The organism is Natronomonas sp. (assembly GCF_028274965.1).
Classification (GTDB): Archaea; Halobacteriota; Halobacteria; order Halobacteriales; family Haloarculaceae; genus Natronomonas.
In genome coordinates this window covers 1-26,633 of record NZ_JAQCNO010000059.1, presented here as the reverse complement: position 1 = coordinate 26,633, position 26,633 = coordinate 1, and the positions used below count along the sequence as shown (strand labels likewise).

Genomic DNA, 26,633 nt, shown 5'->3' with positions numbered 1-26,633 from the left:
CCGAAAGCGAAACAGAAAACAGAACAGAAGCTCCGCGCGGCGCCCGCGATCAGGCCGTGAGGTCGGCGGTGTCGGCGGCGTCCTGCATGCTCTCGGTCATGTCCTCGAGCTGTTCCTGGATGGCCTCGGCCTGGGATTCGAACTGCCCCTGCATCTCCTCGCTGCGGGCCTCGAACTCGCCTTGGAGCTCGTCGAGGGCCTCCTCGATCTGTTCGAGCCCCTCGACGGTCTGGGCCTCGAGGTCCTCGTGGGTCTCGAGCAGCGTCGTGACCTGCTCGTCGAGGGCGGCGAGGAACTCGTCGAGAAGCTCCTCGCTCGATTCCGTCCCCTCGCGGACGTTCGCCTCGAGTTGGTCGATCGCGTCGAGTTGGCTCTCCTCGACGGTGTCGAGGCCGTCGTGCAGCATCGTGCGGACCTCGTCGAGGCCGCTGCCGCCGGGGACGGCGGACTCGACCGCGTCGAAGTACGTGTCGACGCCGGTTCGGACGAGGCTCGTGCTCTGCTCGGAGACGTCGCGGGCGGGATCGAAGTTGCCGACGAACGTCTCGCTCGCGTTCTTCTGCATCTCGACGCTGTTCTCGACGGCCTCGTGGGCCCCCTGGATCGCGTTGCGCTGGAACTCGAACATCATCGTAACCGGCGAACTGTATTCGCTCATTGTAACTAAACAAACGCGCTACGGGTATATAAAATTGTCGCTGAAAACCGTCTGATACCATTGAGCTACATCGAGTGCCACGGAAAGTGCACACCGGACAGCGAACACCGAGGACGCCCCGGCATCGACCGGCCGCTCCGTGGCGTTCGGTCGCCTCTGATCGATGCGGCTCGCCCGGTTTTGGGTGCTCGAAGGCGGCCTGGAGGTAGCCCTGATCGGCGTACAGAACGCGAAAATCGCGGTGTCCGTGCCCGCCCCGCCCCCTCGCTTTCGTCGTCCGGCGGACGGTCGGCTCGGTCCCGGAGCCCTCTCAGGGGCTCAGACGCTGTCGGTCCCGCGGGAACAACACCGCCTCGCGGATGTTGTCGAGCTCCAGCATCGTCATGATGAGCCGCTCGCCGCCGATGGCCCACCCGGCGTGGGGCGGCATCCCGTACCTGAACGCCCGGGTGTAGTACTCGAAGGCCTCCGGGTCGAGCCCCTGCGCCTCGAGGCCCTCGATGAGCTTCTCGTAGCGGTGTTCGCGCTGGCCGCCGGAGACGAGTTCCATCCGGGGGTGCATCAGGTCGAACCCCGTCGACAGCGCCTCGTCGTCGTCGTGGTCCATGATATAAAAGGGCTTGACCTCGGCCGGCCAGTCGGTGATGAAGTAGTGCCGCCCGACGTCCGCGCCCAGCGCCGTTTCGCCCTCCGTCGGCAGGTCGTCGCCCCACACGAGCTGGTCGTCCAACACGCCGAGGGCGTTGATCCGCTCGATCGTCTCCTCGTAGCTGAGCCGCGGGAACGGCCTCTCCGGGACCGTAAACTCCTCGTCGATCCCGAGCGCCTCGAGCTCGTCGGCGCAGTTCTCGGCGACGCCCTCGTAGGCGGCGACCACGATCGACTCACAGATCTCCATCGCGTCGTCGTCGTCGCAGAAGGCCCCCTCGAAGTCGATCGAGGTAGCCTCGTTGAGGTGCCGAGGCGTGTTGTGCTCCTCGGCCCGGAAGATCGGCCCGGTCTCGAAGACCCGCTCGAGGTTCGACCCCGCCGCGAGCTGCTTGAACAGCTGTGGGCTCTGGTTCATGAACGCCTCCCGGCCGAAGTACGTGATCGGGAACAGCTCCGTTCCGCCCTCGGTGCCGGTCGCGACGATCTTCGAGGTGTTGATCTCCGTCGCGTTCGCCTCCCGGAACGCCTCCCGGACCGCCCGGAGGATCTCGCCGCGGATCGAGAAGATCGCCTGTCCCGCCTCGCGCCGGAGATCGAGCGTCCGGTTGTCGAGCCGCGTCGGCAACTCGGCGTCGACCTTCCCGGTCGGATCCAGTGGGAGTTCCGTGTCGGCCGCCGACAGCACCTCGACGGACTCGGGGGTGATCTCGACGCCGGTCGGCGCGCGTGGTTCCTCCTCGACGTCGCCCGTCACCGACACGACGGACTCGCGCGAGAGGCCGAGACCGGTCTCGACGAGGTCGTCGTCCATCTCCTCTTTTTCGAATTTGACCTGGATGCGTCCGGTCGTATCGCGCAGGATAACGAATGCGATCCCCCCGAGGTCGCGGATCTCGTGAACCCAGCCGGCGACGGTGACGGTCCCGCCCGGCGCCGCGTCTGCCGTGTACGTTCGATCGTCCATACGTCGGGTTCTCGTCGGGCGGACTTAAATACGGGGAAACGGCGCGGAGTCGCTCCGACGCCCCCGCGGACGCCTACGCGAACTCGATCTCCGAGCGCGGCGCGGTCTCGCCGAAGAGCCACTCGGCGTGTTCGAGGGCGTACTCGCGGTGTCCGTCCTCGATGGACCCAACGGCGTCCTCGAGGAGGATCGGCCGGTAGTCCCGCAGCCCCGCCGAGCCGGCGGTATGAAGCACACAGACGTTCGCGAGCGTCCCGCAGATCACGAGGTCGTCGATCCCGTGGCTCTCGAGGTACCCCTCCAGTTCGGTCCGGTAGAAGGCGTCGTAGGTGTGTTTGACGACGACGAGATCCGACTCGCGCACGTCGAGCTCCTCGACTAACGCCGCCTCCCACGAGCCCTCGAGGACGTGTTCGCCCCACCGATCGAACTCGTCGTAGTAGTGCGCGTCCTCGAACTGCTCCGGGGGGTGGACGTCGCGGGTGAACACGACCGACGCGCCGGCCTCCCGAGCGTCGGCGACGACCTCCGCGCAGGGACCGATCGCGGCCTCGCTCTCGGGCGCGTACAGCGATCCCTCGGGGTGACAGAACCCGTTCTGCATGTCGACGACGACGACCGCGGTGTCGTTCGGATCGAGTCGCATACCGGGCGTTCGGCCGTGGCGATCAAACCGTTTGCGCCGCGGTCCCGACCCCGGAGAATCCCGTCGGCCCGCGCGTGCCGTGTGCTTTTGTCGGTGCGGCCCTCACGGACGCCAATGACGCGACGGCCGACGGCGGCGCTCGCGTTCGCCGCCGTGCTCGTGCTCGCCGGCTGTACGGTCGGCTACGGCCCCGCCGACGCCCCCGAGCGATCGGCGCCCTCCGGGGGCGATCCGCTCGGCTACTACGACGGGTACTGGCACAACGACACCTTCGCGATCGACGCCGAGGACGGGCTGTCGGCCGCCGAGACCGAGGCCGTCGTCTCCCGCGCGATGGCCCGCGTCCAACTGCTACGGGGGCTCCGCTTCGAGAGCGACGTCGAAGTTGAGGTCGTCTCCCGGGAGACGTTCCGCGAGGAGATCGACGGCGTCTGGAGCCCCCCGGGTCCGGACCGCCGCGCGCTCGACAACGCCCAACACGAGGCGCTGTTTCTCGTCGGCCCCGACGAGGACGCCGCCGACGCGCGACGGGCCAACCGGGGCGGCGTCGTGCTCGGCTTCTATCAGCCCGCCGAGGATCGGATCGTCGTCGTCAGCGGCAGCGATCCGGCGACGCTGAACGGCGAGACCACGCTCGCCCACGAGTTGCTCCACGCGCTGCAAGACCAGCGTTTCGGGCTCGCCTCCGACGCCTCGACGCTCGATTCGATCAACGCCCGCAACGGCCTCATCGAGGGCGACGCGACCGTCGTCGAGCGCGCCTACCGGCGGAACTGCCGGCGCGGCGAGTGGCAGTGTTTCGGCGCCGAAACGGGCGGGAGTGCGCTCCCCTCGGAGTTCCACTGGGGCGTGTACTTCCTCGGCTTCTTCCCGTACGCGGAGGGTCCGGGGTTCGTCGAGTACCACCGCGACCGGGGCGGGTGGGCGGCCATCGACCGGGCGTACGACGACGTCCCCTCCTCGAGCGCGGCGATCATCGCGCCCGGGACCTACGGCACCGACGCCTACGGCGAGGCGACGCTCGACGACCGGAGCGGACCGGGGTGGGAACGCGTCACCGTTGAGGGGGGCGCCGACGCCGCGACGGTCGGTCAGGCCGGCCTGGCGTCGATGTTCGCCTACACGGCCTACGCCGGCGACTCGCCGGGCGTCATCGGACGCGAGCAGTTCCGCGCCGACGCCCGGGGGCGGTACACCTACGACGTCGAGTACACCACCGGCTGGTACGGCGATCGCCTCCACGCGTACGAGCGGGACGGCGAGACGGCCTACGTCTGGAACGTGACGTTCAACGACCGGGCGAACGCGACCGCCTTCGCCGAGGGCTACGCCGAGGTCGCCGCCCACTGGAACGGCGAGCGACGCGTCCGCGGCGACGCCACCGTCTGGGCGTTCGATCGCACCGATCGATTCCGGGGCGTCGTCCGCATCGAGCGCGAGGACAACGCCGTCACGGTGATCAAGGCCCCGACGGAGGCCGCACTCGGGGACGTGTACGGGCCCGCGGCCGTCTCGGACGCCTCGGGCGTGGCGGCCGCCTCCGACCCGGCCGACGCGTCGGGTTGACGCCGCCCGGACACGACACCGCCGCGCTCTTTAGGTTCGCACGCCTACATGGGGGTGATGTCGAATATCACACTGTACGAACTCCCCGGCTGCCCGTACTGCGCGAAGGTCATCGACAAACTCGACGAGCTCGGCCTCGAGTACGACAGCATCGAGGTGCCGCGCGCCCACGGCGAGCGGACCGAAGTCGAGGAGGTAAGCGGCCAGACCGGCGTGCCCGTCATCATCGACGAGGAACACGACGTCCACGGGATGCCGGAGTCCGACGACATCGTCGCGTTCCTCGAGGAGACGTACGGAGCCTGAGCCCGAGCGATCCCTCAGAGCGCGTGTTTGTACGCCTCGAGCGTCTCCTCGACGTCCGCCTCGGTGTGGCCGTAGGAGACGAAGTTCGACTCGAACTGGTTCTGTGAGAGCAGTATCCCCCGCTCGCGCATCTCCGGGCGGAACAGCCGCGCGTACCGCTCGGTCTCGGCGCGGTCGAGGTCGGTGCCGCGTTTCGGACACTCCCCGTATCGCTCACAGCCCGGGTCCTGCCGGCAGCCGTTCCGACAGGGCCCGCCTTGGGGCGGTCCGTCGGCGCGGGTGAAGACGAGTTTGAAAAACGAGTCCGAGCCGACGACGGTGTACCCCGGGGCGCGGTCCGCGACGATCTCCGAGAGCCCCTCGCGGAGGCGCTCGGCCAGCCCGTTGACGTGCTCGTAGACGTCGTGTTCCGCGCAGTACTTCAGCGTCTCGAGCCCGGCGGCCATCGTCACCGGGTGCCCGGAGAACGTCCCCGCCTGGAACACCTCGCCCGTCGGCGTGAACTGCTCGATGTACTCCGTCTTGCCGCCGATCGCGCCGACCGGGAACCCCCCGCCGATGATCTTCCCGAAGGTCGTGATGTCCGGCTCGACGCCGAACTCGCTTTGCGCACAGCCGAGCCCCCCGACGCGGAAGCCGGTGATGACCTCGTCGAAGATCAAAAGCGAGCCGTACTCGTCACAGAGGTCCCGCAGCGCGTCGTGGTACCCCTCGACCGGGTAGACGATGCCCATGTTCGCCTGCACCGGTTCGACGAGGACGCAGGCGATGTCGTCGCCGTGTTTCTCGAAGGCCGTCTCGACGGCCTCGACGTTGTTGAACGGCACCGGAACCGTGTGCTCGGCGAAGCTCTGTGGGATCCCGGCGCTCGAGGGGCTCGCGTCCTCGGCGTCGCCCTCGACGAGCGTCGACTCCTGTGCGCCGTGGTACCCGCCCTGCATGACGAGGACCTTGTCCCGCCCGGTGACCGCGCGCGCCAGCCGGCAGGCCGACACCGTCGCCTCGGTGCCGCTGTTGACGAACCGGATCATCTCGACGCTCGGGACGTGTCGGCTGACGAACTCGGCGTGTTCGACCTCGATCTCGGAGGGCATCCCGTACATCGGCCCCTCGGCGGCCCGCGATTGGACCGCGGCCGCGACCTCTTCGGGGGTGTCGTGACCGAGCAAGAGCGGTCCGAGCCCGCAGATCCAATCGACGTAGCGGTTGCCGTCGGCGTCGACGACGTGTCCGCCCTCGCCGCGCTCGACGAACACCGGATACGGCTGAGGGGCGGCTCTGACGGCGGAGTTGACGCCGCCAGGCATGACGGACAACGCCCGGTCGTACAGCGAGCGTGACGCTTCGTGGTTCATGACTTCCGGTACTCGTTCCGCCCGCAAATGCGTTGTTGTCCCCGCCGGCGTCGACAGCCGGCGATCCGCGCCCAGCGCGGGTGCGGTGGGTGCGTCCCCAACCCAGACCCCCGGTTTCCACCCGTCTCAGTTGTCGACGCCCCGCCTCAGCCGTCGACGAGCGGCGATCGGTTCTCGCAGTGGACCGACACCACCCGGTCCGTTTCGACCCCCTGAACGTCGTCGTCGTCGTGGAGGTCGCACAGACACGACGCGACGGCGCCTTCGGTTCCGAACTTCCCGATCGCGAAGACGGTCTCGGAGTCGCTCATCTGGTAGACGGTGACGAACGCCGTCCGCTCGCGGAGCCGCGCCGTCACGTCGTCGACCGCGCCGAGCCCGACCTCCAGCCGGAAGACGACCGTCTCGTACCCGAGTCGGCCGTAGTCGATCGCCGGGGCGTACCCGTCTATCACCCCGCGCTCTCTCAGCGCCCGCAGGCGTTTTTGCACTGTCGTCGGGACCGCGTCGACCGTCGCCGCGACGTCGCGGACATCGGCGCGACCGTCGCGACACAGCGCCGCGACGAGCTGTTCGTCTATCGGCTTCGTCGCCGACATCTCAGACCGCGTCGGGGCCGACCTCGCCGGTTCGGATCTGGTATGCCTCCTCGACCGGGAGGACGAACACCTTCCCGTCGCCCGGCTCGCCGGTCTTCGCCGCCTCGCTTATCGCCTCGGCGACGTCGCCGGCCGGGATGTCGTTGACGACGCACTCGATTTTGACCTTCTGGTGGAGGTCGACGCTGTACTCCTCGCCGCGCCACTGTCCGGTTTTGGCGGGCTGTGAGCCGCGCCCGGAGACGTTCGTGACGGTCAGCGATGGCGCGCCGATCTCGGCGAGGCCCTCCTTGATCTCCGAGAGCTTGTCCGGGCGGACGAAGGCCATCACCATCCTGATCTCGTCGCCGTTCGGCCGGCCGCCGTCGGTGCGGATGATGTCGTCGTCGTCCGACGTGGAGCCGTGGCCGCCGTCGGTCGCGATGGCGTCCCTGTCGCCGAACTCGGGGTACGTGTCGACGCCGTGCTCGGAGACATCAAGCCCGTCGCGCTCGTGGTCCGGGGAGACGCGCGCCTGTCCCGCCATCTTGAACACGTACCAGATGACGGCGGTCGCGGTGAGCGTCCACCCGCCGATGATGACGACGCCGACCACCTGGGCGATGAACTGGTTGACGACCGAATCGACCGCGCCGGGCAGCGCGACGAACGGCATCAGGAGCACGCCGAGGATGCCCGCGCTACCGTGGACGGGAAAGACCGCACAGACGTCGTCGATCCGGAGCCGGTTCGAGACGAAGCTGAACACGATCGGCAACTGGACGCCCGCGAGGATGCCGACGACGAACGCGCCCCACCAGGTCGTCGAGTTCGGGATCGCCGTGATGGCGGCCAGCCCGGCGAGCATCCCGTTTGCGGTGTAGAGCGTGTCGACCTTCCCGGACCTGAAAAGCGAGACGGCCGCGGAGCCGATCGCGCCCATGCCCATCGCGACCGTCGTGGTCATGGCGACCTGTCCGAGCGTGTCCACGCCCGCGCCGCCGATGTCGAAGGCCCCCGCGGTGCCGACGTTGAACCCGTACCAGCCGAAACAGAGCATGAGCGTCCCGAGCACCGCGAACGTCATCGAGTGACCGGGGATGATGTTTACCGAGCCGTCGGTGTCGTAGCGGTCCATCCGCGGACCCAGGATGGCCGCGGCGGTGAGCCCGGCGATGCCGCCCATGGCGTGGACGATCATGCCGCCGGCGAAGTCGGCGAAGGCGGTGCCGACGAGCCGCTCGACGAGGCCGGTCGTGCCCGGCGTCGTCCCCGCCTCCACGCCGACGGGGTACACGCCCGAACTCCAGGTGAAGGCCGTTATAACCGGGTAGATCACGGCCGCCAGGAGGAACGTGTAGGTGATGTACGCACGAAGCTTTGCCCGCCCCGCGACGGCCCCGGAGACGATCGTCGCCGCGGTCATCGCGAAGACGGCGCCGTAGAGCCAGTTGACGTAATCGCCGCCGCCGGCCGCCATGCCCGCGCCGAAGCTACCGCCGGACGCGACCGCCTCGATGCCGGTTCCGATGACGAAAAACACCGTGACGCCGACGGCCCACGTCAGCATGTTCTTCGTGAGCTGGTTTGCGACGTTCTTCGAGCGCACCTGCCCCGCCTCCAGCATCGCGAAGCCGGCGTGCATGAAGAAGATCAGGAACGTCACCGTCAGGATCCACGTCTCTTCGATCGCGGCGTTCATCGCCTCGGCACCGGCCTGTACCGGCAGCGTCTCGATCATTCCGACACCTCCGTCGCGCGACGCGTATTTCCATGAACGTCCATACTTTGACCGATTTCCGCTACGTTCGTAGCTTGCATTACGTTATATCCTCATGGAACAGCCCTACATAAATGTTGGAGTTTACATTGATCCTCTCAATACGACCTAATTGTACGGGCGTCAGATATGGTGAACGATAATAGTAATATAAGGACGTCTATCGTCAGGAAGTACCGCGCGTTTCGGCGGCGGTTCTGGACGTTCGTACGCCCCGGATCCCCCGCTGTGTCCGGACGCGGGGCCGAAACGGCTCGCGCGCGTCGGGTCACAATTACAAGCTACAGGCGATCGGCGATGTCCTCGGCGAAGTACGTGAGGATCAGATCGGCGCCCGCCCGCTTGATCGACAACAGCGACTCGTAGGCGACCTCCTCCAGCGAGAGCCACCCCCTGTCGGCGGCGGCCCGCACCATCGCGTACTCCCCGGAGACGTTGTACGCGGCGACGGGGTGATCGAACGCCCCGCGGAGCGCGGCGACGATGTCGAGGTACGCGAGCGCGGGCTTGACCATCAGCACGTCGGCTCCCTGCTCGACGTCGAGGCGGACCTCCCGAACCGCCTCGCGGGCGTTCGCGGGGTCCATCTGGTAGTGCCGGCGGTCGCCGAAGGCCGGCGCGCCGTCGGCGGCGTGCCGGAACGGCCCGTAGAACCCGGAGTTGTACTTCGCGCCGTAGGACATGATCGAGACGTTCCGGTGACCGGCCGCGTCGAGCGCGCCCCGTATCGCCCCGACCATCCCGTCCATCATCCCCGAGGGGGCGACCATCTCGGCCCCGGCGTCGGCGTGGGACACGGCGATCCGCTCTATGAGTTCGAGCGTCGGGTCGTTTTTCACCGTCACCGTCGGATCCGTCGCGGCGTTTTCCTCGATGACCCCGCAGTGGCCGTGGTCGGTGTACTCACAGAGACAGATGTCGGTCAGGACGTAGGCGTCGGTCTCGGCCGTGATCCGCCGCACGGCCCGCTGGACGACGCCGTCCTCGGCCCACGCCCGGCTCCCCCGTGCGTCCTTCGAGTTCGGGATGCCGAACAGCATGACGGCCCCGACCCCGGTGTCGAGAACCTCACGCGTGCGCGCAACGCTCTCGTCGATCGGCACCCGCTCGTGGCCCGGCATCGTCTCGATCTCGAGTCGGTCGTCGATCGTCGCGTCGACGAAGATCGGCGCGATGAGGTCCTCGGCCCGCACGTCGGTCTCACTGACCAACCCCCGAACCCCGTCGGTTCTGAGTCGCCTCGGGCGATCGGTGATGTCCATACCACCGTTGGGTGCGCGCGAGCAAAAGGCTCGTCGTTGTCGACCGATCGCCGTCGCCGACACACATCTTCAAGCCGCCGCCGCCCGAAGCGCCGGCATGGACGCCAACCCGAACGGGGGGATCCACGCCTTCGAGTCGCCCTACCTGCAGCGATACGTTCAACTCGGCGCCGCGAGCGGCCGGGTGCTGTCGGTCTCGTTCCCGGAGACCCCCGACGCCAACGCCGACACCGGCGGCGAGCACCCGCTGTTGGAGCGGATCCGGGCGTACCTCGAGGGCGTCGAGGACGACTTCGCGGACGCGTCCGTCGCGATGACGATGCCGACCGATCACCGTTCGGTGCTCGAGTCCCTGCGGACGGTCCCATACGGGGAGGGCGTCTCCGTTGAGACGCTCGCCCGGATGACCGCCGGCCTCGACCCCGAATCCGACGAGGACCGCGGCGTCGTCCGGACGGCCCTCGCCGAGAACCCGGCGCCGCTCGTCATCGGTGACCACCGCGTCTCGGACGGCCCGAGCGCCGCGCCGCCGTCGGTCGAACAGCGGCTCCGATCGCTCGAAGGGATCCGGTAGGCCCCGCCGGCTACGCCCCGAGCGCGAACTCGACGACGTACGCGACGAGCTCCTCGTTGTCCGCGACGTTGTGGTTCTGCTCGGACAGAAACGCCGTGTCGCCGATCGCCAAGGCGTTGCCCTCGACCACGGCGACCGGATAGCGCCCGGCCGTGCCCCCGTCGGAGAGCTTCGTCGTTTCCGGCGTCCGGAGCAACACCGTCCCGTCGCGGGACTCGACCCGGGTCGCCGTCGAGAGGACGACGCGATCGGCCTCGAGTGCGGGGACCGTCGGGAACGTCTCGTTCGTCGGCTCCGCGAAGACCTGGCGGTAGCCGGCGTCGTTGTCCACGGTGTCGTAGAGATACCGGTTCCCGAAGACGATGCCGTACTCGCTCGCGACGGTCCGCATGTCGGTCTCGACGGTCGTGATTCCGCCGAAGGCGCTCACGCGGACCCGATCGGGGCTCCCCAGGAGGATCAGCCGGCCGCCGCGGTCGGTAAAGGACGTGATCGCCTCGAGTTCGCTCTCGGTGAACCCCTCCTGCGGCGCGACGAGTACGTACGCGTCGACGTCGGACAGCGACTCGTTGAGGCTCTCGTCGCCGCCGAACCGGACCTCGTGGCCGGCGACCGTCGTTGCGCGAACGAGCTGTCTGATCTCCGATTGATCGAACGTCCCCGTCTCCTCGATGAGGACGGTCTGTTGTGGCTGTCCGCCCTCAACGGTGAGTTCCTCCGCGACGGCCACCTCGCCCTCGGCGTCGATCCGATCGACGACGACGCCGCTCCCGAAGGCCTCCGGCGGCGTCTCTGGATCCGGCGCGTTGTCGACCGACTGCGTCGACGGCGTCGGGGCGACGGTCGCGCCGGCGATCGCCGCGAGAACGAGCACCGAAACGACGAGTACGCCCCCGATCTTGAGGCGTTGGTACAGCCCCGAGTCGATCCCGGAGTCGTCGCCCCCGTCGGCGCCGTCCGGGGCCGTCCCCGGCCGCGTCGGTTCGCGTACCGTGCGGTCCGTGGGCTCTGGTTCGGGTTCGGGTTCGGGGTCGGAGCGGGCCGCGGGCTCGCTCGGCTCCTCGGGCGGATCCTCACTCATCCGCCGTCGCCTCCGTTCGGTCCCCACCGGCGCCCTCATCCGGGGGGTCCGCCGAGTTCGCGCTCGGGTTCGGGTTCGGGTTCGGACGCGCCGCCTCCGAGACCGCATACTCCGCGGGGATCGCGAGGTGGTTGATCGCGCCCGAGGCCTCCGTCCGCTGCCCGGTGAGATACGACGGCGAGACGGTCTCTTTTTGCGGGCTGTCGGCGGCGACGTAGTTGGCCTGCGAGATGAACCGGACGGTGCCCTCGCCCCGCAGAACGGTGACGGCGTACTCGTCGAGTTCGGCCAGTTCGGCGGCCCTCGCGACGGCGCGCTCGCGGCCGCCGATCCGGTCGACCAACCCGAGTTCGTTCGCGGTCGTCCCCGTGTACGTGTTCGCCTCGGTGAGTTCGCCCCGCGTGATCTCCATGTCCGATCCGCGGTGCTCGAGGACGGCGTTGGCGAAGGCGTTGCTGATCTCCTGGCGCTGGTAGGCGAACTCCCGGAGGTCGTCGGGCGCGGTCTTTGAGGGGCCGGTCGTCAACACGATGTCGTTCGGTTCGAGATCCGAGGGCGCGGTCGTGATGACGCCGACGCTGCCGACGGCCGAGGCCGGCTTGGCGTACATCTCGTCGCTCGGGGCCGCGGCGTAGTACGCCCCCGACAGCGCGCCGGCGTCGACGGCGGTCACGACCGGCATCACCTCGGCCGTCCGTTTCACCTCGAGATAGAGCTCCTCGCTGGCCGCCGCGCTCCCGCCGCCGCTGTTTATCACCAACACGACCGCCTCGACGTTCGGGTCCTCTTGGGCCCGTTCGAGCTGCTGTCCGACGCGCTGTTCGTTCGGGCCGTCGATGGTGCCCGCGATGGGGACGACGGCGACCTGTGCCGGGTCCGACGCGACGCCGAAGAACACGACCGGCGCGAGCAGCGATCCGACAACGAGTGCGACGACGACGACCAACACGTAGGACCGACCCAACCGGCGCAGGAACGCGTCGGCGGCGTCGACCGCGGCCGTAAGACGATTAGATGACATTCGATACCAGGTAACAGCCTCCACAGCAAAATACCACGCGGATGCGGCCACACTACCGCCCCGCCGGAGGCGTGGACTGCTCTCGTCCCGCCGTTCCGCCGCCCGGCTTTCGGGCACCCGGGCCGCATCCGGCGGGTGCTTCAGTCGGTCTCTATGCCCTCGAGGTCGTCCGATAGCTCCGCCGATCGGTGACGGATGCACGCCGACCCGTGACCGCCGCCGTGGTCGGTCCACTCGGGGACGGTCGTCTCACACGGCGTTCGGAACACCTCCGAGAGGCGCTCTATCGCCGCCGCCTCGTCGCCGGCGACGAGGCGTTCGATCGCTGCCTCGAGGGCCCGCTCGGCCCGCTCGTCGCCGAGCCGCTCCGGGAGGTCGAACTCGGCGCGGACGCCCGCAGCGCTCGGACCGCCGGACGCCGCCGTTCGGTCCGCCGCGCCGGCGTCGACCTCGAGGTCCCCGTCCCGCAGCCGCTCGCGGAAATCGAGCACCCGCCGCCACGCCGACTGCTCGACGTCGACGCCCTCCGGCTGCACCACGCGGTGACAGCGCGTGTGAAACCGACACCCCGAGGGCGGATCGGCGGGGTCCGGAACCGTCCCGGTCAGTTCGATCCGGTCGGGATCGGCCCGCGGGTCCGGCCGCGGCACCGCCGACAGGAGCGCCTCGGTGTAGGGGTGTTGGGGGTCGGCGAACACGTCCGCGACCGGGCCGACCTCGACGATCTCGCCGAGGTACATCACCGCGACGCGGTCGCAGATCCGACGGATGACGGACATGTCGTGGCTGATAAACAGCAGCGACAGCCCGAACGCCGACTGCAACTCGTCGATCAACGAGAGGACCTTCGCCTGGACCGACACGTCGAGCGCCGAGACCGGCTCGTCGGCGATCACGAGTTCGGGGTTCAACACGAGCGCCCGGGCGAGGGCGATCCGCTGTTTCTGCCCGCCGGAGAACTCGTGGGGATACCGGTCGTAGTCCGACGCCGAGAGCCCGACGCGCTCCAGTAGGTCCTCGACGATCGCCCGCCGCGTTTCGCCGTCGGTCATCCCGTGGACGAGAAGCATCTCGGCGACGGAACTGCCGACGGTCATCCGGGGATCGAAACTCGACGTGGGGTCCTGAAACACCATCTGGACGTCCCGTCGGAACGACTTCAACTCCGCGCGGTCGAACCGGGTCACGTCGTTCGGGTGCGGCCCGTCGCCGCCGCCCGCCCCCGTCTCGCCTCTGCTCGCCCCGTTGAACCGCACCTCGCCGCCGGTCGGCTCCTCGAGGCGGACGATCGACTTCGCCACCGTTGATTTCCCACAGCCCGACTCGCCGACGAGCCCGAGCGTCTCGCCGGGGTAGACGTCGAAACTGACCCCGTCGACGGCCTTCGTCGACCCCACCTCCCGCGAGAGGAGCCCCTCCGTGATCGGGTAGTGCTTCCGCAGATCCCGGACTGACAACAGGGGTTCGGCCCCCGCCCGGGACGCCCCGTCAGCCACCGTCCGATCCCTCCGCGCCGCCGGTACCGGGTGTCGACGCGTCGGCGCTTCGGCTCCCGTTCCGGCTCGCGTCCCGTCTCTTTGTTTCGGCGTCGCTTCCGTCCCCGCTCCCGTTCCCGTTCCCGTTCCCGCGGACGACCGACGGATCCCGCCCGTCCCGGTAGAACACACAGGAGACGCCGTGGCCCTCGGTGAGTTCGGTTTCGGGCGGCTGTTCGCCGCGGCGACACGCCCCGATCGCGTGCTCACACCGCGGCGCGAACCGACAGCCCTCCGGCGGCGCCGTCGGGTCCGGTAGCGAGCCCTCGATCCCGGTCACCTCGTTTCCCCGCCCGGGCAGACACGACAACAGCGCCCGCGTGTAGGGGTGACTCGGCCGCTCGAACACGTCGAGCACGCTGCCGCGCTCCATGACCTTCCCGGCGTACATCACCACGACCCGGTCGGCGATCTCCGCGACGACGCCGAGGTCGTGGGTGACGAAGAGGACGCCCATCCCGAACTCCGCCTGCAGCTCCGAGAGGAGCTCGAGTATCCGCGCCTGCACCGTCACGTCGAGCGCCGTCGTCGGCTCGTCGGCGACGAGCAGGTCCGGATCGCCGGCCAGCGCCACCGCGATCATCACCCGCTGTTTCTGCCCGCCGGAGAACTCGTGGGGGTAGTCGTCGAAGCGCGCGCTTGGGTTTGCGATCCCGACCCGATCGAGAAGCTCGACCGCCCGGGCCCTGGCCGCCGCCTCGCTCACGTCCTCGTGGACCCGGATCGCCTCGACGATCTGCCACCCGACCGTGTAACAGTGGTTCAACGCGTCCTGTGGGTTCTGAAACACGTGGGCGATCCCGGGGCCGCGAACCGACCGGATCGCCTCCGCGTCCATCGCGAGGAGATCGTGCCCCCGAAACCGGACGCGGCCCTCGATGTGTCCCGGCGGCGAGTCCACGAGGCGGGTGATCGACTCCGTCGCGACCGTCTTGCCCGACCCGGACTCGCCGACCAGACAGACCGTCTCGCCCTCCGAGACGGTGAAGTCGATCCCGTCGACGGCGACGAGCGTCCCGGCGTCAGTCTCGAAGGTCGTTCTGAGCCCCTCCACGGCGAGAAGCGGCTCGTCACCTCCCTCCGCGGTCGCTTCGGTCTCGGCGTCCAAATCCGCCTCCGCCTCCACCTCCGGATCCCGGTCGGTCCCGCTCATCGCTCGACCTCCGCCGCCGCCTCGGGGTCCAACGCGTCCAACAGCGCGTCGCCGAGGAAGTTGAACGCGAGGATCGTGAGAAACAGCACGATACCGGGCGCTACGACGATCCAGGGCGCGAACCCGAGGTCGCTGCGCCCGGCGGCGATGAGCTGTCCCCACGACGGGAGGCTCGTATCGCCCAACCCGAGGAAGGCGAGCTGTGCCTCGGCGAGCAAGAACCCGGGGACGAGAAGCGTGAGCTGGGTGACGATGCTGCTGGCGGTGTTGGGGACGACGTGGCGTCGGACGATCCGGGTGGTGCTCGCGCCGCTGATCCGGGCCGCGCTGACGTACGTCTCCTCCGAGACCGACAGCGACTTGCTGCGGACGTACCGCGCCGTGCCGCCCCAGGCGAAAAGCGAGAACACGACGATGAACATGCCGAGGCCGGCCCCGTAAATGTACAGGATCAACAGGAACATCAGAAGCGTCGGAAACGACAACACGACGTCGACGAACCGCATCATTGCCTCGTCGACCCACCCGCCGGCGTAGGCGCTTACTGTTCCGAACGTGATCCCGATGGTCGCGACGATCGTCGTCGTGATAAAGGCGATCTGGACGCTTATCCTCATCCCGTACACGATCGACCTGAACACGCCCTTGCCGCCCCGGGTCGTTCCGAGCGGGTACTCCCAGGTCCCGTAACACCGCCCGCCGCGGACCTCCCCGAGACACTGCGCGACGTTCGCCGTATCGATCGAGAGATACACCGGGGGCTGGTGTCCGGCGAGGACGCTCTGTTCGGGCGCGCTCACCACGAGCGGTCCGAGCAGCCCGCCGACGAACACGACGAGGAGCCACCCGAGGCTGACGACCGCCGGTCGGTTCCGCGTGAACTCCCTCCAGTAGTACCGCGTCATCCGGGGGTTCTGGTACAGCGGAACGAGCACGTACCACACGAACAGGATCAGGGTGAACGCGAAGAGGTACTCGAGGCCACTCCAGTCGGCCTCGAGCCCGACCGCGCCGAAGGTCGCCTCCCGCTCGCCGACGAACTGCCGGTCGTAGACGAAAAGCGCGACCAACGGCAGCGTCGTTCCGATCGCTCCGACGGTGTTGACCGAGGGGTCGACGCCGCCCGAGCCCTCGTAGGCCGACCAATCGACCCGATCGAACCGGTCCGGTTTCTCACTCGTCATTGGCTTATCTGTCGTCGTAGCTGATGCGGGGGTCCAACACGGTGAAGACGATGTCCTCGATGAGGTTTCCGACCACCGCGACGAAGGTGAAAAGCAGGGTCGTCCCCAACACGAGGTTCGTGTCCTGTGCGATGAGCGCATCGAAGGTCAGCCGCCCGAGCCCGGGGATCCCGAACACGACCTCGACGAGCAGCGACGAGCCCAGAAAGATCGCGAGCAACTGGCCGACGACCGTCGTCGAAAGCGGGACCATCGTCGGGCGCATGACGTGGTACGCGTAGGCCCGAAGCGGCGAGACGCCCTTGGCTTTGGCCGTCTTCATGAAGTCGGCGTTCCGGAACTCGGCGGACTCGTTTCTGGACACCCGCATGATCGCCCCGATCGACCCCGTCACGAGAACGAACACCGGGATCGCGAGCTGTCTGGCGTTCTCGAGGCTGAAGACGGCGACGTCCGTGTTGTAGACGACCGGGATCCACTCCAGGTAGACGCCGAACAGCAACAGCAGGATGATCCCGAAAAAGAAGTTCGGGATCGCGTACCCGAAGAAGGCGACGCCGGTCGCGAGGTGGTCCCGCCAGCTGTACATGTTGGCCGCTGAGTACACCCCGATGAGCGGTCCGATCAGAAGCGTCAGCACCGTCCAGGGCACCGAGTACTGCGCGGTGTAGAACAGCGCCTCCGAGAGCGCCTCCGAGACCGGTCTGTTCTGGAGGTCCGACCACCCCCAGTTGAGCGTGTACACGCCCCGGAGGAAATCGGCGTATCTGACGTGCAGCGGTTCGTCGAGCCCGCGGAGCTCCCGTTCGCGCTCGACCGCCTCCTCGGGGTCGCCGCCCTCGAGTGCCGCCTGCGTTGCGGCCTCCTGGACCGCCGGGTTCGGCGCCGCCGCCATCAGCCCGAAGGTGATCGTGACGATGACGAGCGACACGACCGCGGCCCAGACGACCCTCGCGGCGACGTACCGTGGCAGTCCCATCGCGTCTCACTCCTCCAGGGGGTGTGCTCGGTTCATTCCTCGGCGTAGCGGTAGTCGAACTCGGAGCGTTCGATCGCCGCTCTGGCGAACTCCCGCGCCACGTCCGGCCCGTAGAGATCGCCCGTGCCGTACGTCTCGACCACGTCGTCGCCGGGGTAAAAGTCCGAGAAGCGCGGCTGCCAGGTGTAGTGTGGCTGTGCGAGCCCCCGGTAGACGCCCTCGATGAGCTCCGTCTTCCCGATCGCGCTGGCCATCGCGCGCCGGAATTCGACGAACTGAAAGAGGTTGCCCGGCCCGGCGCTCCAGCCGTTGTCCCGCATGTTGACCGAGAGGATGCGGTTGAACGACTGTGGCACCTGGTACACGCTCACGTCGGGGTTCTCGTCGAAATCCTCGAAGCGCTCCGGCGGGATCCCCGCCGAGTCCGCCTCCCCGGTCTCGAGCGCGCCGAGCCGCGAGGCCTGCGACTCGATGACCTCGATCGTCGACTCCTCGAAGTAGGGCGCGTTCTCGAACAGCGCCGGCCCCTCCTCGATGTTCCGGAGGTAGTACTCGTCGTTGCGCGTGTAGGTCGTCCCCGAGCCCCGGTTCCACTCCTCGAGCACGTACGGCCCCAGGTTGCCGGTGAACGCCAACTCGAGCAGTTCCTCGTTGCGCTGGAGGCCCTCCCTGTCCTCGTTTTCGACGTACGGTTCGAGCAGCCCCCGCGGGATGGGGTATTCGAGGGGATCGAAGCTCTCCGGCCACAGCAGCCGCGGCTCCGGGAGCTCGGCCTGGAACTCGAGGTCGCCGGTCACCTCGACGTTGACGCCGCTCCACTCGATGGCGTTCGCCGTGTTCGCCCACTCGCTTTGATGCAGCTCCTCGATCAGGTAGACGAACGTCTCGGCGTCGACCGAGCCGTAGGGATCGCTGAACCGCAGGCCATCGCGGACCTCGAACACCCAGACCTCGCCGCGGTCCGTCGACATGTCGTACAAAAGTGGGAAGTACTCCTGGTTCTCGTCGAAGGTGTACCCCTGATCCAGCGCCCGGTCGATCGCCGTTCCGGCGCCGCTTTCGGTGTTGTACAGCGGGTTCAGCGTGCTGAACGCCGATCCGCTGACGCTGTTGTACGAGCCCTCGACCGCGGGGGGTTCCTCGATGTCCTCGGGGAGCCCGGCGCTTTCGTCGGCGCCCCCGGCCTCGGTGAACCACCCCGCGAAGTCCCAGCCGTTCGAGAACTCCTCGACCGGCCCCCGGAGCTCGGGGTTGTAGCCGGTGATGCTGTCGGTGAACGTCAGCATGATGTAGGGCTGTTCGGCGGCGATGTTGACGAAGATCTCCTCGAAGACCGACGCGATCTCCGATTCGGTGGTCGCCGCGCCGGCCTCCTCGAACAGCCCCGCCGCGTCGAACTCGGGGTAGTACCCGACCGGGTTGTACCGGCTGTTCGCGCCGTCGAAAAACACCCGGTTCGTCTGGGGGTTCAGCGGGTACGTGTTCAGCCCGATCACGAGCGACATGTCCCACGCCTCGTTCGACGTGACCGAACGCGGCCCGGGGTTTCTCGGCGTCGGCTCGCTCCACTCGACGGTCTCGCCGCCGACCGTGTCGGAGCCCCCTTCGGCCTCCGCCGTCCAGTACTCGTCGTTGAACCGGACCCCGTCTATCGGCTCGATCTCGACCTCGATCCCGAGGTTCGCCGACAGCTCCTGTCCGATGAACTCCGCGACGAGCTGTTGTGTCTCCGAGGCGCTGTTGTGGTACACGTCGAGGACGACCTGATCGCCCTCCGGCGTGAGGAGCGTTCCGCCGCCGCCACCGCCGCCGTTGCCGTTGCCGCCGCACCCGGCTAAGGCGGTGGTCGCCCCCGCGCCGAGCGCGGCGATCGCCCGTCGCCGCGACAGTCTCGCTTGCCGTTCGGTGTTCGACCCCGTCATCGCTGTCTCGTTAGAGAACTCGTAACACACGAGCGGTTGAAAAACTGTCCCCCGGCGGCAATCCGTGCGCGCCTCCGCAGCCGTTCTGCCGGAGCGACGCGGCGGGCTCACCCCGAGGATCGCTCGTCTCGGCCCGTCGCGTCGCGGAGTCGCTCGTAGACCTCCCACGAGGAGTCCCCCTCCGACGGACCGAGGCGCTCGCCGTCGACCGCGACGCCCGTCCCGGCCTCGACGCGGCCGACCCGCTCGACGACCGTGCCCCGCTCTCTGAGCGCCCCGATCACCGCGTCGGTGTCGGCCGGATCGACCGCGATCACGAGCGTTCCGGACGTCGTCGCCCGCCAGGGGTCCATCCCAAGGGTTTCACAGGCGCTCTCGACGCCGTCGAGTAACGGCACCGCGTCGCGCTCGATCGACAGCCCGACCCCGGCGCTGTCCGCCGTTTCGGCGAACGCCCCGAAGAGTCCGCCCTCCGTCGCGTCGTGCATCGCCGTCACCTCGCCGCTCGCCGCGGCGACGAGGGCGTCCCTGACCGCCCCGACGTCGTCGAGTCTCGCCTGTGCGGTCTCGAGTGCGGCCCCAGAGAGCCCGACGGCGTCCGGAAACAGCGTCGTCAACAGCCCGACGGCCTCGACGGCCGGGCCCTTCGTGACGAGGACGTCGTCGCCGGGGCGGGCGCCGTCCGGACGGACGATCGCCTCGGGGTCCCCGACGGCGATCCCGGTCGCGGCCCCGACCCACGGGAACGAACACTCCGCGTAGCGGGCCGTATGCCCCGTGACGACGGAGACGCCGAGGTCTTCGCACTCGGCGTCGATCGCGCCCCAGAACCGATCGAACTCGTCGTCGCTCATCGACGGCGGGAGCGACAGCGAGACCGTGAGATGCGTCGGCGCGAGCCCCGAGACAGCGACATCCGCGAGGACGATCCCGATCGCGAACGCGCCGGCGCGCTCGAAGCCGAGTCCCGGCAGCACCGACACCGGATCGGTCGCCGTCACGACCGCCCGGTCGCCGACCGAGACGACGCCGAAGTCGACGCCGTGTTTCGGTCCGAGAGACACGTCCGCCCGGTTCGCCCCGAGCCGCGTCGCGATCCGCTCCTCGAAGAACGCCCGCGTTACTTTGCCGGTCTCCATTCGTCTGACTGTTCGCGCGCGCTCCCGTCAATCTGCCGCCGGAGGTCGACCCGGACCGATTCGGGCACGATCGGTCGCGGACAAAACACTCATCGGCGTCGAACCCCCCGTTAGCGTATGCACGATCCGAACCACCGGTCGTCCGGGCCGTTCGGGCCGTCCGGACCGCCTCGGCCGGCTCGCCCCCGGGACCGGGAGGTGTCGCGCTGATGGCCGACGGCTTCGAGCGCCCCCCGCAGGGCGAGTTCGAACGCGAGGTCAAGACGTTCCCGGAGTTCTTCGACCGCCTCGAGGCCGACGGCGCGCTCGATTTCTGGGACGCCGTCAACTCCGAGACGGAGATCGAGGGCCTCGTCTATCACCACCGCGGCGTTCAGGTCCCGAGCTACGACGGCCGGTTCGTCCACGAGCCCTCCGGGACGAGCGGACGGTCGACGCCGGCGTTCAGCGCCGAGTTCGGGACCGTCGGCCCGCGGAGCGTATGGGCGACCTTCGACGCGAGCATGGCCTGGGACGTCTATCTCGTGTTGTTTGAGGAGGGCGCCGCGATCGCGTGGATGACCGACGCCGAGTTCGAGGCCGAGGAGGCCGATCGCTTCCCCTCGAAGGCGCTCGCGGTCAAGGCCGGGCAGTTCTCCTTTGGCGTCCTGTTCCGGTTCGGCCCCGATTGGGTCGAGCGCGAGGAGTGGGCGTTGTCCTCGAGCGCGCCGGCGCTCATCCGGCTCGGCGACGGCCGGCTGTTGACCCCCGAGACCGAATCCGAGTTCTACGGCAGCGCCGAAGCGATCCCCGACGAGTTCCGCCCGGCGCGCGACACCGGCGCGCCGCCGTTTTGCGGCCTCCTCGACGCCGGCCTCTCGGTCGATCCGGGCGGGCCCGACGACGCCGACGGCGCCGGCGACGCCCGGTAACCGCCGACGCTCGGGTCACTCGAACGGCCCCGACTCGAGTTCGGCGAGGGCGAACTCGGCGGCGTTGAGGAGGTAGTGCGCGACGACCACGACGAGCAGGCTCCCGGTCGAGACGAACACCGCCGCGAGCGCGAGCCCGAGCAGCCCCGTCGCCGCGATGCCGACGCGGCCCTGCGCGCCGTGTCCGGCCGCGAACAGAACGGAGGACCCGACCGCGAGGAGCCACGCGGGCAGACCGGAGCCGACGGCGAAGGCCCCGACCAGTATCCCCCGGAACAGCAGCTCCTCGAACCCCGCGACGACCGGCAACACGAGCCCGAACAGCATCGCCCCCTCCCGGCGCGACTCGGGCGACAGCAGCTCCCGAAGCGCCCGGCTCGGGTCGACGCCGAACGCGTCGGCGACCCCGCCGGCGAGGGCGTTCAGCGCGGCCAGCGCGCCCCCGACGGCGATCCCCAATAGTGCGCTCCGCCCCGAAAGCGCCCCGGGACCGACGCCGAGTGCGCTCGCCGGAACGTCGGCGAGTACGACGCCGAGTACGAGCACCGCCCCGAGGAGCCCCTGCGAGGCGGCGGCGTTCGCGAGCACCGCCGTCCTCGGGACGCCCGGCGACGCCGACTCGGCGGCGCCGATCCCCTCGAGGTGACCGGCCCCGTCGTCGAGCGGCTTCGCCGCTGCCGCTGGCTCGACGAGTTCGTCGATCCGCTGTGCGGAGGCGCGGGCCGAAAACAGTACGACGACCGTCAGGAGACCGGTGAGTGCCGCGAACGCGACCCACCGGGTCACCGCCCGGCTACTGGGGACTCGGGCTCGAGGGCCCGACCTCGCGCTGTTCGAGCGCGGACCCGGTGATGTTCTTGAGCCGATCGATGAGCGAGTCCTTCTCCGGTTCGCCGACGAGCGCCACGTCGAGCACCTCGGAGATGTGCGAGACCGGGACGATCTCGATGCGCTCTTTGTACTCGTCTTCGATCATCACGTCCTGCTCGTTCGCCTTCGGGATGATGACGGTGTCGAGCCCCGACTTGGCGGCGGCCTCGATCTTGTGGGTCACCCCGCCGACCGGCAACACGTCGCCGCGGACCGAAAGCGAGCCGGTCATCGCCATGTCCTGGCGGATCGGGATTCCCTCGAGGGCCGAGATAACGGCCGTCGCGACCGTTATCGACGCCGAATCGCCGTCCACGCCGCCCTCGCCGGCCTGGACGAACTGGATGTGGACGTCCTTCTGGGAGATGTCCTCGTCGGAGAACTTCTTGATGATCGCCGAGACGTTCTGGACGGCCTCCTGGGCCATCTCCTTTAGCTGCCCCGTTGCGATGACCTCGCCGGGACCCTGACTCGGCGTCACCTCAGCCATCACCGGCAGGACGATCCCCGAGTCCTCGCCCATGACGGCGAGCCCGTTGACCCGGCCGACCACGTCGCCCTCGTTGACCGTGAGCTCGTAGTCCTTCCGGCGCTCGATGTAGTCGTCGGCGAGCTGCTGTTCGATCGACCGCGAGCGCGCCTTCGCCTGGAGGACGTCCTCGCGTTGGGTGTACTCCCTGTTCTCCGCGCGGGCGATGTCCCCCGAGACGCGAACGAGCCCGCCGAGGTCCCGGAACTCGAGGGTGAGGTGTCCCTTCCGCCCGGCGCGGCGGCGGGCCTCGAGGATGATCTCCTCGATCGCATCGTCGGTAAACGGCGGCAGCCGACCGTCGTTTGCGACCTCCTGGGCGACGAAGCGGGCGTACTTGCGCCGCATCTCCGGGGTGTCCTCGATGGTGTCGTCCATGTACACCTCGTACCCATAGCCCTTGATCCGCGAGCGGAGCGCGGGGTGCATGTTCTCCATCGCGTCGAGGTTGCCCGCCGCGACCATGACGAAGTCCGTCGGGACGGGCTCGGTCTGGACCATCGCGCCGGAGGATCGCTCCGATTGGCCCGTGATCGAGAACTCGCCCTCCTGGATCGCGGTCATCAGCTTCTGTTGGCTGCGGATGTCGAGGGTGTTGATCTCGTCGACGAACAGCACGCCCTTGTTGGCCTTGTGGATCGCCCCGGCCTCGACGCGGTCGTGCGAGGGGGTCTCCATGCCGCCGGACTGGAACGGGTCGTGTCTGACGTCGCCGAGCAGCGCCCCGGCGTGTGCGCCCGTCGCGTCCTCGAAGGGCGCGACCTGCTGGTCGGCGTTGTTCACGAGCAGGTTCGGCACCATCGCGTCCGAACCGCGGCTCATGTACTTGAACGCCAGGTAGATGACGCCCGCCGCGATGATCCCGAGAAGCAGCTGTTGGGCGATGAGGATCGCGTAGCCGAACACGACGGCGATGATGATCCACATCAGGAAGCTCCGCATCTGGTTGCGCTTGCGGGCCTCCTCCTTGTGGGCGTCGACGATCTGATCGCCCTTGCCGGCCGGCACCGTCCGGACCTTCGGCTCGTTGCCGTCGTCGGGGTTGTGATAGACGAGCACGTCTTGGAGTTCCTCCTTGGGGAGGAGCTGGCTCATCGCCTTCGCCAGCATCGACTTGCCGGTCCCCGGCGAGCCGATCATCATCACGTGGCGGCGCTGTTTGGCCGCCTTCAGGACGATGTCGCGGGCGTGGTCCTGCCCGATGACCTGATCGACGAGCCGATCTGGAACCTGGATGTCGCTGCTCGAACCGATCCGAAGCCCGCCCAGGAGGCCGTCCTCGTTGTCCTCGTCGATCTCGACGTCGCTGTCGACGTGGACCTCGCTTCCGAGGTCCGAGCCATCAAGGAGCTCCTCGTCCTCGTCGAGCACCTCGTCCGCCCCGCGCGGATCGGGCGCCGACGGACCGTTCGCTCGCGACCGTTCGCCGTTTCTGTCGTCGCCGCGGTCGGCCCCCGGCTCGCGGTCCCGCCCACGCTCGTCGTCGCTCGGCGACGCCTCCTCGGAGTCGCCCGCCCGTCCTTCCTGCGGGTCCCGGCGTTCGCTGTCATTCGTGGTCTCTTCTGCGTCCTTTTCGTTGCTCATAGAAACGTTGCTGTTAGCAGGTAAGACGTGTTATCGACTGATATACTTTCCCCCCGTGTCACGCGCTGCCGCCGAACGAAACCGCAGGCAGGCGGCGGTATCGAGCGCGACTCGACCCGTCCGCGGAGCCGACCCGCTGGCTTTATCAAACCACCCGCCTGAGCGTGGTGTATGACGCGGGGGTTCTACATCGGACGGTTCCAACCGTTTCACCAGGGCCACCACACGATGATCGACCGGATCCGCGAGGAGGTCGACGAACTCGTCGTCGGCATCGGCAGCGCCGACCAGTCCCACACCGTCCGGAACCCCTACACCGCCGGCGAGCGGATCATGATGATCACGAAGGCGCTCGCGCGGTTCGACATGACGACGTACGCGGTGCCCATCGAGGACCTGAACCGCAACTCGGTGTGGGTGAGCCACGTCCAGTCGATGAGCCCGCGCTTCGACGTCGCGTACTCGAACAACCCCCTCGTCGTCCGGCTCTTCGAGGAGGCCGGCATCGAGGTCCGGCAGTCGCCGATGTACCACCGCGACGAGTTCGAGGGGACCGAGGTCCGCGAGCGCATGGCCGACGGCGACGACTGGGAGGCGCTCGTCCCCGAGGCCGTCGTCGACGTCGTCGACGAGATCGAGGGCGTCGAACGGATCCGCCGCATCGCCGAGACGGACGCCAACGGCGCGACCGAGGACCTGATCGACAAATAAAGGGAGATGATCACGCTCGCATCCGACTTCGGGACGCCGTACCCCGCGGCGATGAAGGGCGTCATCCTCGGTCGCTGCGACGCCCGCCTCGTCGACATCGCGCACGATTTCCCCCGCCAGGACGTCCCGACGAGCGCCTTCTGGCTCCGGGAAGTCCTTCCCGAGTTCCCGCCGGCGGTGCATCTCGTCGTCGTCGACCCCGGCGTCGGCACCGACCGGGCCGCCCTCGTCGTCCGGGCCGGCGACCACGTCCTCGTCGGCCCCGACAACGGCGTGTTGTACCCGCCGGCCCGCGCGCTCGCGTCCGACGGCGGCGACGGCAACGTCACCGCCTACGAGATCCGGGTCGAGGACCCCCGCAGCGCGACGTTTCACGGCCGGGACGTGTTCGCCCCCGCGGCCGCCGCCGTCCACGGCGCCGACCCCGACGAGCTCTCCGAACTCCCGTTTCTCTCGCCGGCGGCGGACCCGGTTGACACCGAGTTCCCGACCCCGGAGATCGACGCCGACGGCGCGACGGCGACGGTCCTTGCGGTCGACGGGTTCGGGAACGTCATCACGAACCTTCCGGGCGAGGCCCTCAAGGGGTCCGATTCGGTTCGGGTCGACGGGACGCGCCGAGCGGTCGTCGCCTCCTACGCCCACGCCGACCCCGGAACGCCGGTCGTCACCGTCGGCAGCCACGGCAACGTCGAGTGCGCGGTCAACCGGGGCCGGGGCGACGACGCGTTCGGACTCCGCGCCGGAGAGCGGGTCAGATTCGGGTTCGAATGACCGCCGAGCGCGGCGTCTCAGCCGGCCGAACGCTTATGCACGGGTCGACCGAACATGTGGTATGTTCGCTCCGCTTCTGTTCGGCGGGACGGTGTTCCCGATCGTCGCCCTCCTGTTGCTCGCGATCGCCGCCGTGGCGGTGTACCAGTCCGTCGAGATCGTCAACGCGTACGAAAAGCGCGCGCTGACGGTGTTCGGCGAGTACCGGAAGCTGCTCGCGCCCGGGATCAGCTTCGTCCCGCCGTTCGTCTCGCGCACCTACACCTTCGACATGCGGACCCAGACGCTCGACGTGCCCCGACAGGAGGCGATCACCCGCGACAACTCGCCGGTGACCGCCGACGCCGTCGTCTACATCAAGGTGATGGACGCGAAGAAGGCGTTTCTCGAGGTCGACGACTACAAGAAGGCGACGTCGAACCTGGCCCAGACGACGCTGCGGGCCGTCCTCGGCGACATGGAGCTCGACGACACGCTGAACAAGCGAAACGAGATCAACGCGAAGATCCGGAAGGAACTCGACGAGCCGACCGACGAGTGGGGGATCAGAGTCGAGAGCGTCGAGGTCCGGGAGGTCAACCCCAGCCCGGACGTCCAACAGGCGATGGAGCAACAGACCTCCGCCGAGCGCAAGCGGCGGGCGATGATCCTCGAGGCCCAAGGCGAGCGCCGCTCGGCCATCGAGAAGGCCGAGGGCGACAAGCAGTCGAACATCATCCGCGCCCAGGGGGAAAAACAGAGCCAGATCCTCGAGGCCCAGGGGGACGCGATTTCGACGGTGTTGCGCGCAAAATCCGCCGAGTCGATGGGCGAACGCGCGATCATCGAACGCGGCATGGAGACGCTCGAAGAGATCGGCAAAGGCGAGTCGACGACGTTCGTGTTGCCCCAGGAGATGAC

The 26,633-nt window shown here is 68.7% G+C and carries 24 protein-coding genes; 7 read left to right on the top strand and 17 right to left on the bottom strand.

Annotated elements, in window-relative coordinates; translation table 11 throughout:
• Positions 1-49 precede the first annotated feature (49 nt).
• The 3 genes from Q0916_RS09570 to Q0916_RS09560 form a co-directional block, all read right to left on the bottom strand.
• The gene (locus Q0916_RS09570; protein WP_299236958.1) at positions 50-658 is read right to left on the bottom strand and encodes a hypothetical protein; all 609 of its coding nucleotides are present in this window, start codon (positions 656-658) and stop codon (positions 50-52) included.
• Positions 659-968: 310 nt separating this feature from the next.
• Entirely contained in the window at positions 969-2,273 is a 1,305-nt protein-coding gene (gene aspS / locus Q0916_RS09565; protein WP_299236956.1) for an aspartate--tRNA(Asn) ligase, read from the bottom strand.
• 73 nt (positions 2,274-2,346) lie between these two features.
• A complete protein-coding gene (locus Q0916_RS09560) occupies positions 2,347-2,919 on the bottom strand; it encodes a cysteine hydrolase family protein (RefSeq protein ID WP_299236953.1) in 573 nt (190 codons plus the stop codon).
• Positions 2,920-3,033: 114 nt separating this feature from the next.
• On the opposite strand from Q0916_RS09560, the gene Q0916_RS09555 reads away from it, so the two are divergent.
• Together Q0916_RS09555 and Q0916_RS09550 are read left to right on the top strand one after the other, a co-directional pair.
• Positions 3,034-4,485, top strand: a complete 1,452-nt coding sequence (locus Q0916_RS09555) for an Hvo_1808 family surface protein (RefSeq protein WP_299236951.1) — start codon at positions 3,034-3,036, stop codon at positions 4,483-4,485.
• A 57-nt stretch (positions 4,486-4,542) separates the two neighbouring features.
• Positions 4,543-4,791: a glutaredoxin family protein gene (locus Q0916_RS09550; RefSeq protein WP_299236949.1), complete on the top strand. Its 249-nt coding sequence runs from the start codon at positions 4,543-4,545 to the stop codon at positions 4,789-4,791.
• Between the two features lie 14 nt (positions 4,792-4,805).
• Here Q0916_RS09550 and hemL read toward each other — a convergent pair whose 3' ends face one another.
• The 4 genes from hemL to hemB form a co-directional block, all read right to left on the bottom strand.
• On the bottom strand, positions 4,806-6,146 hold the full coding sequence (hemL, locus tag Q0916_RS09545) for a glutamate-1-semialdehyde 2,1-aminomutase (protein WP_299236947.1): 1,341 nt from the start codon (positions 6,144-6,146) through the stop codon (positions 4,806-4,808).
• A gap of 146 nt (positions 6,147-6,292) precedes the next feature.
• The gene (locus tag Q0916_RS09540) at positions 6,293-6,745 is read right to left on the bottom strand and encodes an Lrp/AsnC family transcriptional regulator (protein ID WP_299236945.1); all 453 of its coding nucleotides are present in this window, start codon (positions 6,743-6,745) and stop codon (positions 6,293-6,295) included.
• Between the two features lies 1 nt (position 6,746).
• Positions 6,747-8,465: an ammonium transporter gene (locus Q0916_RS09535; protein ID WP_299236944.1), complete on the bottom strand. Its 1,719-nt coding sequence runs from the start codon at positions 8,463-8,465 to the stop codon at positions 6,747-6,749.
• 320 nt (positions 8,466-8,785) lie between these two features.
• Positions 8,786-9,766 (bottom strand): porphobilinogen synthase, encoded by a 981-nt coding sequence (hemB, locus tag Q0916_RS09530; protein ID WP_299236943.1) that lies wholly within the window; start codon positions 9,764-9,766, stop codon positions 8,786-8,788.
• Between the two features lie 97 nt (positions 9,767-9,863).
• On the opposite strand from hemB, the gene Q0916_RS09525 reads away from it, so the two are divergent.
• On the top strand, positions 9,864-10,340 hold the full coding sequence (locus tag Q0916_RS09525) for a methylated-DNA--[protein]-cysteine S-methyltransferase (RefSeq protein WP_299236942.1): 477 nt from the start codon (positions 9,864-9,866) through the stop codon (positions 10,338-10,340).
• A 10-nt stretch (positions 10,341-10,350) separates the two neighbouring features.
• Here Q0916_RS09525 and Q0916_RS09520 read toward each other — a convergent pair whose 3' ends face one another.
• The 8 genes from Q0916_RS09520 to Q0916_RS09485 all read right to left on the bottom strand — a co-directional run bounded on the left by Q0916_RS09520 (position 10,351) and on the right by Q0916_RS09485 (position 20,354).
• Positions 10,351-11,421: a hypothetical protein gene (locus tag Q0916_RS09520; RefSeq protein ID WP_299236941.1), complete on the bottom strand. Its 1,071-nt coding sequence runs from the start codon at positions 11,419-11,421 to the stop codon at positions 10,351-10,353.
• Entirely contained in the window at positions 11,414-12,442 is a 1,029-nt protein-coding gene (locus Q0916_RS09515; protein ID WP_299236939.1) for a S49 family peptidase, read from the bottom strand. The genes Q0916_RS09520 and Q0916_RS09515 overlap by 8 nt, the downstream gene beginning before the upstream one ends.
• 140 nt (positions 12,443-12,582) lie before the next feature.
• Positions 12,583-13,938: an oligopeptide/dipeptide ABC transporter ATP-binding protein gene (locus Q0916_RS09510; protein ID WP_349254522.1), complete on the bottom strand. Its 1,356-nt coding sequence runs from the start codon at positions 13,936-13,938 to the stop codon at positions 12,583-12,585.
• On the bottom strand, positions 13,931-15,130 hold the full coding sequence (locus Q0916_RS09505; protein ID WP_299236936.1) for an ABC transporter ATP-binding protein: 1,200 nt from the start codon (positions 15,128-15,130) through the stop codon (positions 13,931-13,933). The genes Q0916_RS09510 and Q0916_RS09505 overlap by 8 nt, the downstream gene beginning before the upstream one ends.
• Positions 15,127-16,314, bottom strand: a complete 1,188-nt coding sequence (locus Q0916_RS09500; RefSeq protein ID WP_299236934.1) for an ABC transporter permease — start codon at positions 16,312-16,314, stop codon at positions 15,127-15,129. Before Q0916_RS09500 ends, Q0916_RS09505 begins: the two co-directional genes overlap by 4 nt.
• 4 nt (positions 16,315-16,318) lie before the next feature.
• The gene (locus tag Q0916_RS09495) at positions 16,319-17,293 is read right to left on the bottom strand and encodes an ABC transporter permease (RefSeq protein ID WP_299236932.1); all 975 of its coding nucleotides are present in this window, start codon (positions 17,291-17,293) and stop codon (positions 16,319-16,321) included.
• A gap of 32 nt (positions 17,294-17,325) precedes the next feature.
• Positions 17,326-19,215, bottom strand: coding sequence for an ABC transporter substrate-binding protein (locus Q0916_RS09490; protein ID WP_299236930.1), 1,890 nt, complete (start codon positions 19,213-19,215; stop codon positions 17,326-17,328).
• A 107-nt stretch (positions 19,216-19,322) separates the two neighbouring features.
• Entirely contained in the window at positions 19,323-20,354 is a 1,032-nt protein-coding gene (locus tag Q0916_RS09485; protein ID WP_299236928.1) for an AIR synthase family protein, read from the bottom strand.
• Between the two features lie 209 nt (positions 20,355-20,563).
• On the opposite strand from Q0916_RS09485, the gene Q0916_RS09480 reads away from it, so the two are divergent.
• Positions 20,564-21,265: a hypothetical protein gene (locus tag Q0916_RS09480; RefSeq protein WP_299236926.1), complete on the top strand. Its 702-nt coding sequence runs from the start codon at positions 20,564-20,566 to the stop codon at positions 21,263-21,265.
• A gap of 15 nt (positions 21,266-21,280) precedes the next feature.
• Here the strand turns inward: Q0916_RS09480 and Q0916_RS09475 are convergent, their stop codons facing one another.
• Positions 21,281-22,051 carry a CPBP family intramembrane glutamic endopeptidase gene (locus Q0916_RS09475; protein WP_299236924.1) on the bottom strand — a complete coding sequence of 257 codons (771 nt, stop codon included), beginning with the start codon at positions 22,049-22,051 and terminating at the stop codon, positions 21,281-21,283.
• A gap of 7 nt (positions 22,052-22,058) precedes the next feature.
• Positions 22,059-24,248: an ATP-dependent protease LonB gene (lonB, locus tag Q0916_RS09470; RefSeq protein ID WP_299236923.1), complete on the bottom strand. Its 2,190-nt coding sequence runs from the start codon at positions 24,246-24,248 to the stop codon at positions 22,059-22,061.
• Between the two features lie 171 nt (positions 24,249-24,419).
• Between lonB and Q0916_RS09465 the strand changes: the two genes are divergently transcribed.
• From Q0916_RS09465 to Q0916_RS09455, 3 genes are all read left to right on the top strand, one after another.
• Entirely contained in the window at positions 24,420-24,959 is a 540-nt protein-coding gene (locus Q0916_RS09465) for a nicotinamide-nucleotide adenylyltransferase (RefSeq protein WP_299236922.1), read from the top strand.
• A gap of 6 nt (positions 24,960-24,965) precedes the next feature.
• Positions 24,966-25,733: an SAM hydrolase/SAM-dependent halogenase family protein gene (locus Q0916_RS09460; protein ID WP_299236920.1), complete on the top strand. Its 768-nt coding sequence runs from the start codon at positions 24,966-24,968 to the stop codon at positions 25,731-25,733.
• 61 nt (positions 25,734-25,794) lie between these two features.
• Positions 25,795-26,633, top strand: an 839-nt coding sequence (locus tag Q0916_RS09455; RefSeq protein ID WP_299236918.1) for an SPFH domain-containing protein, incomplete at its 3' end; no start/stop codon positions are given.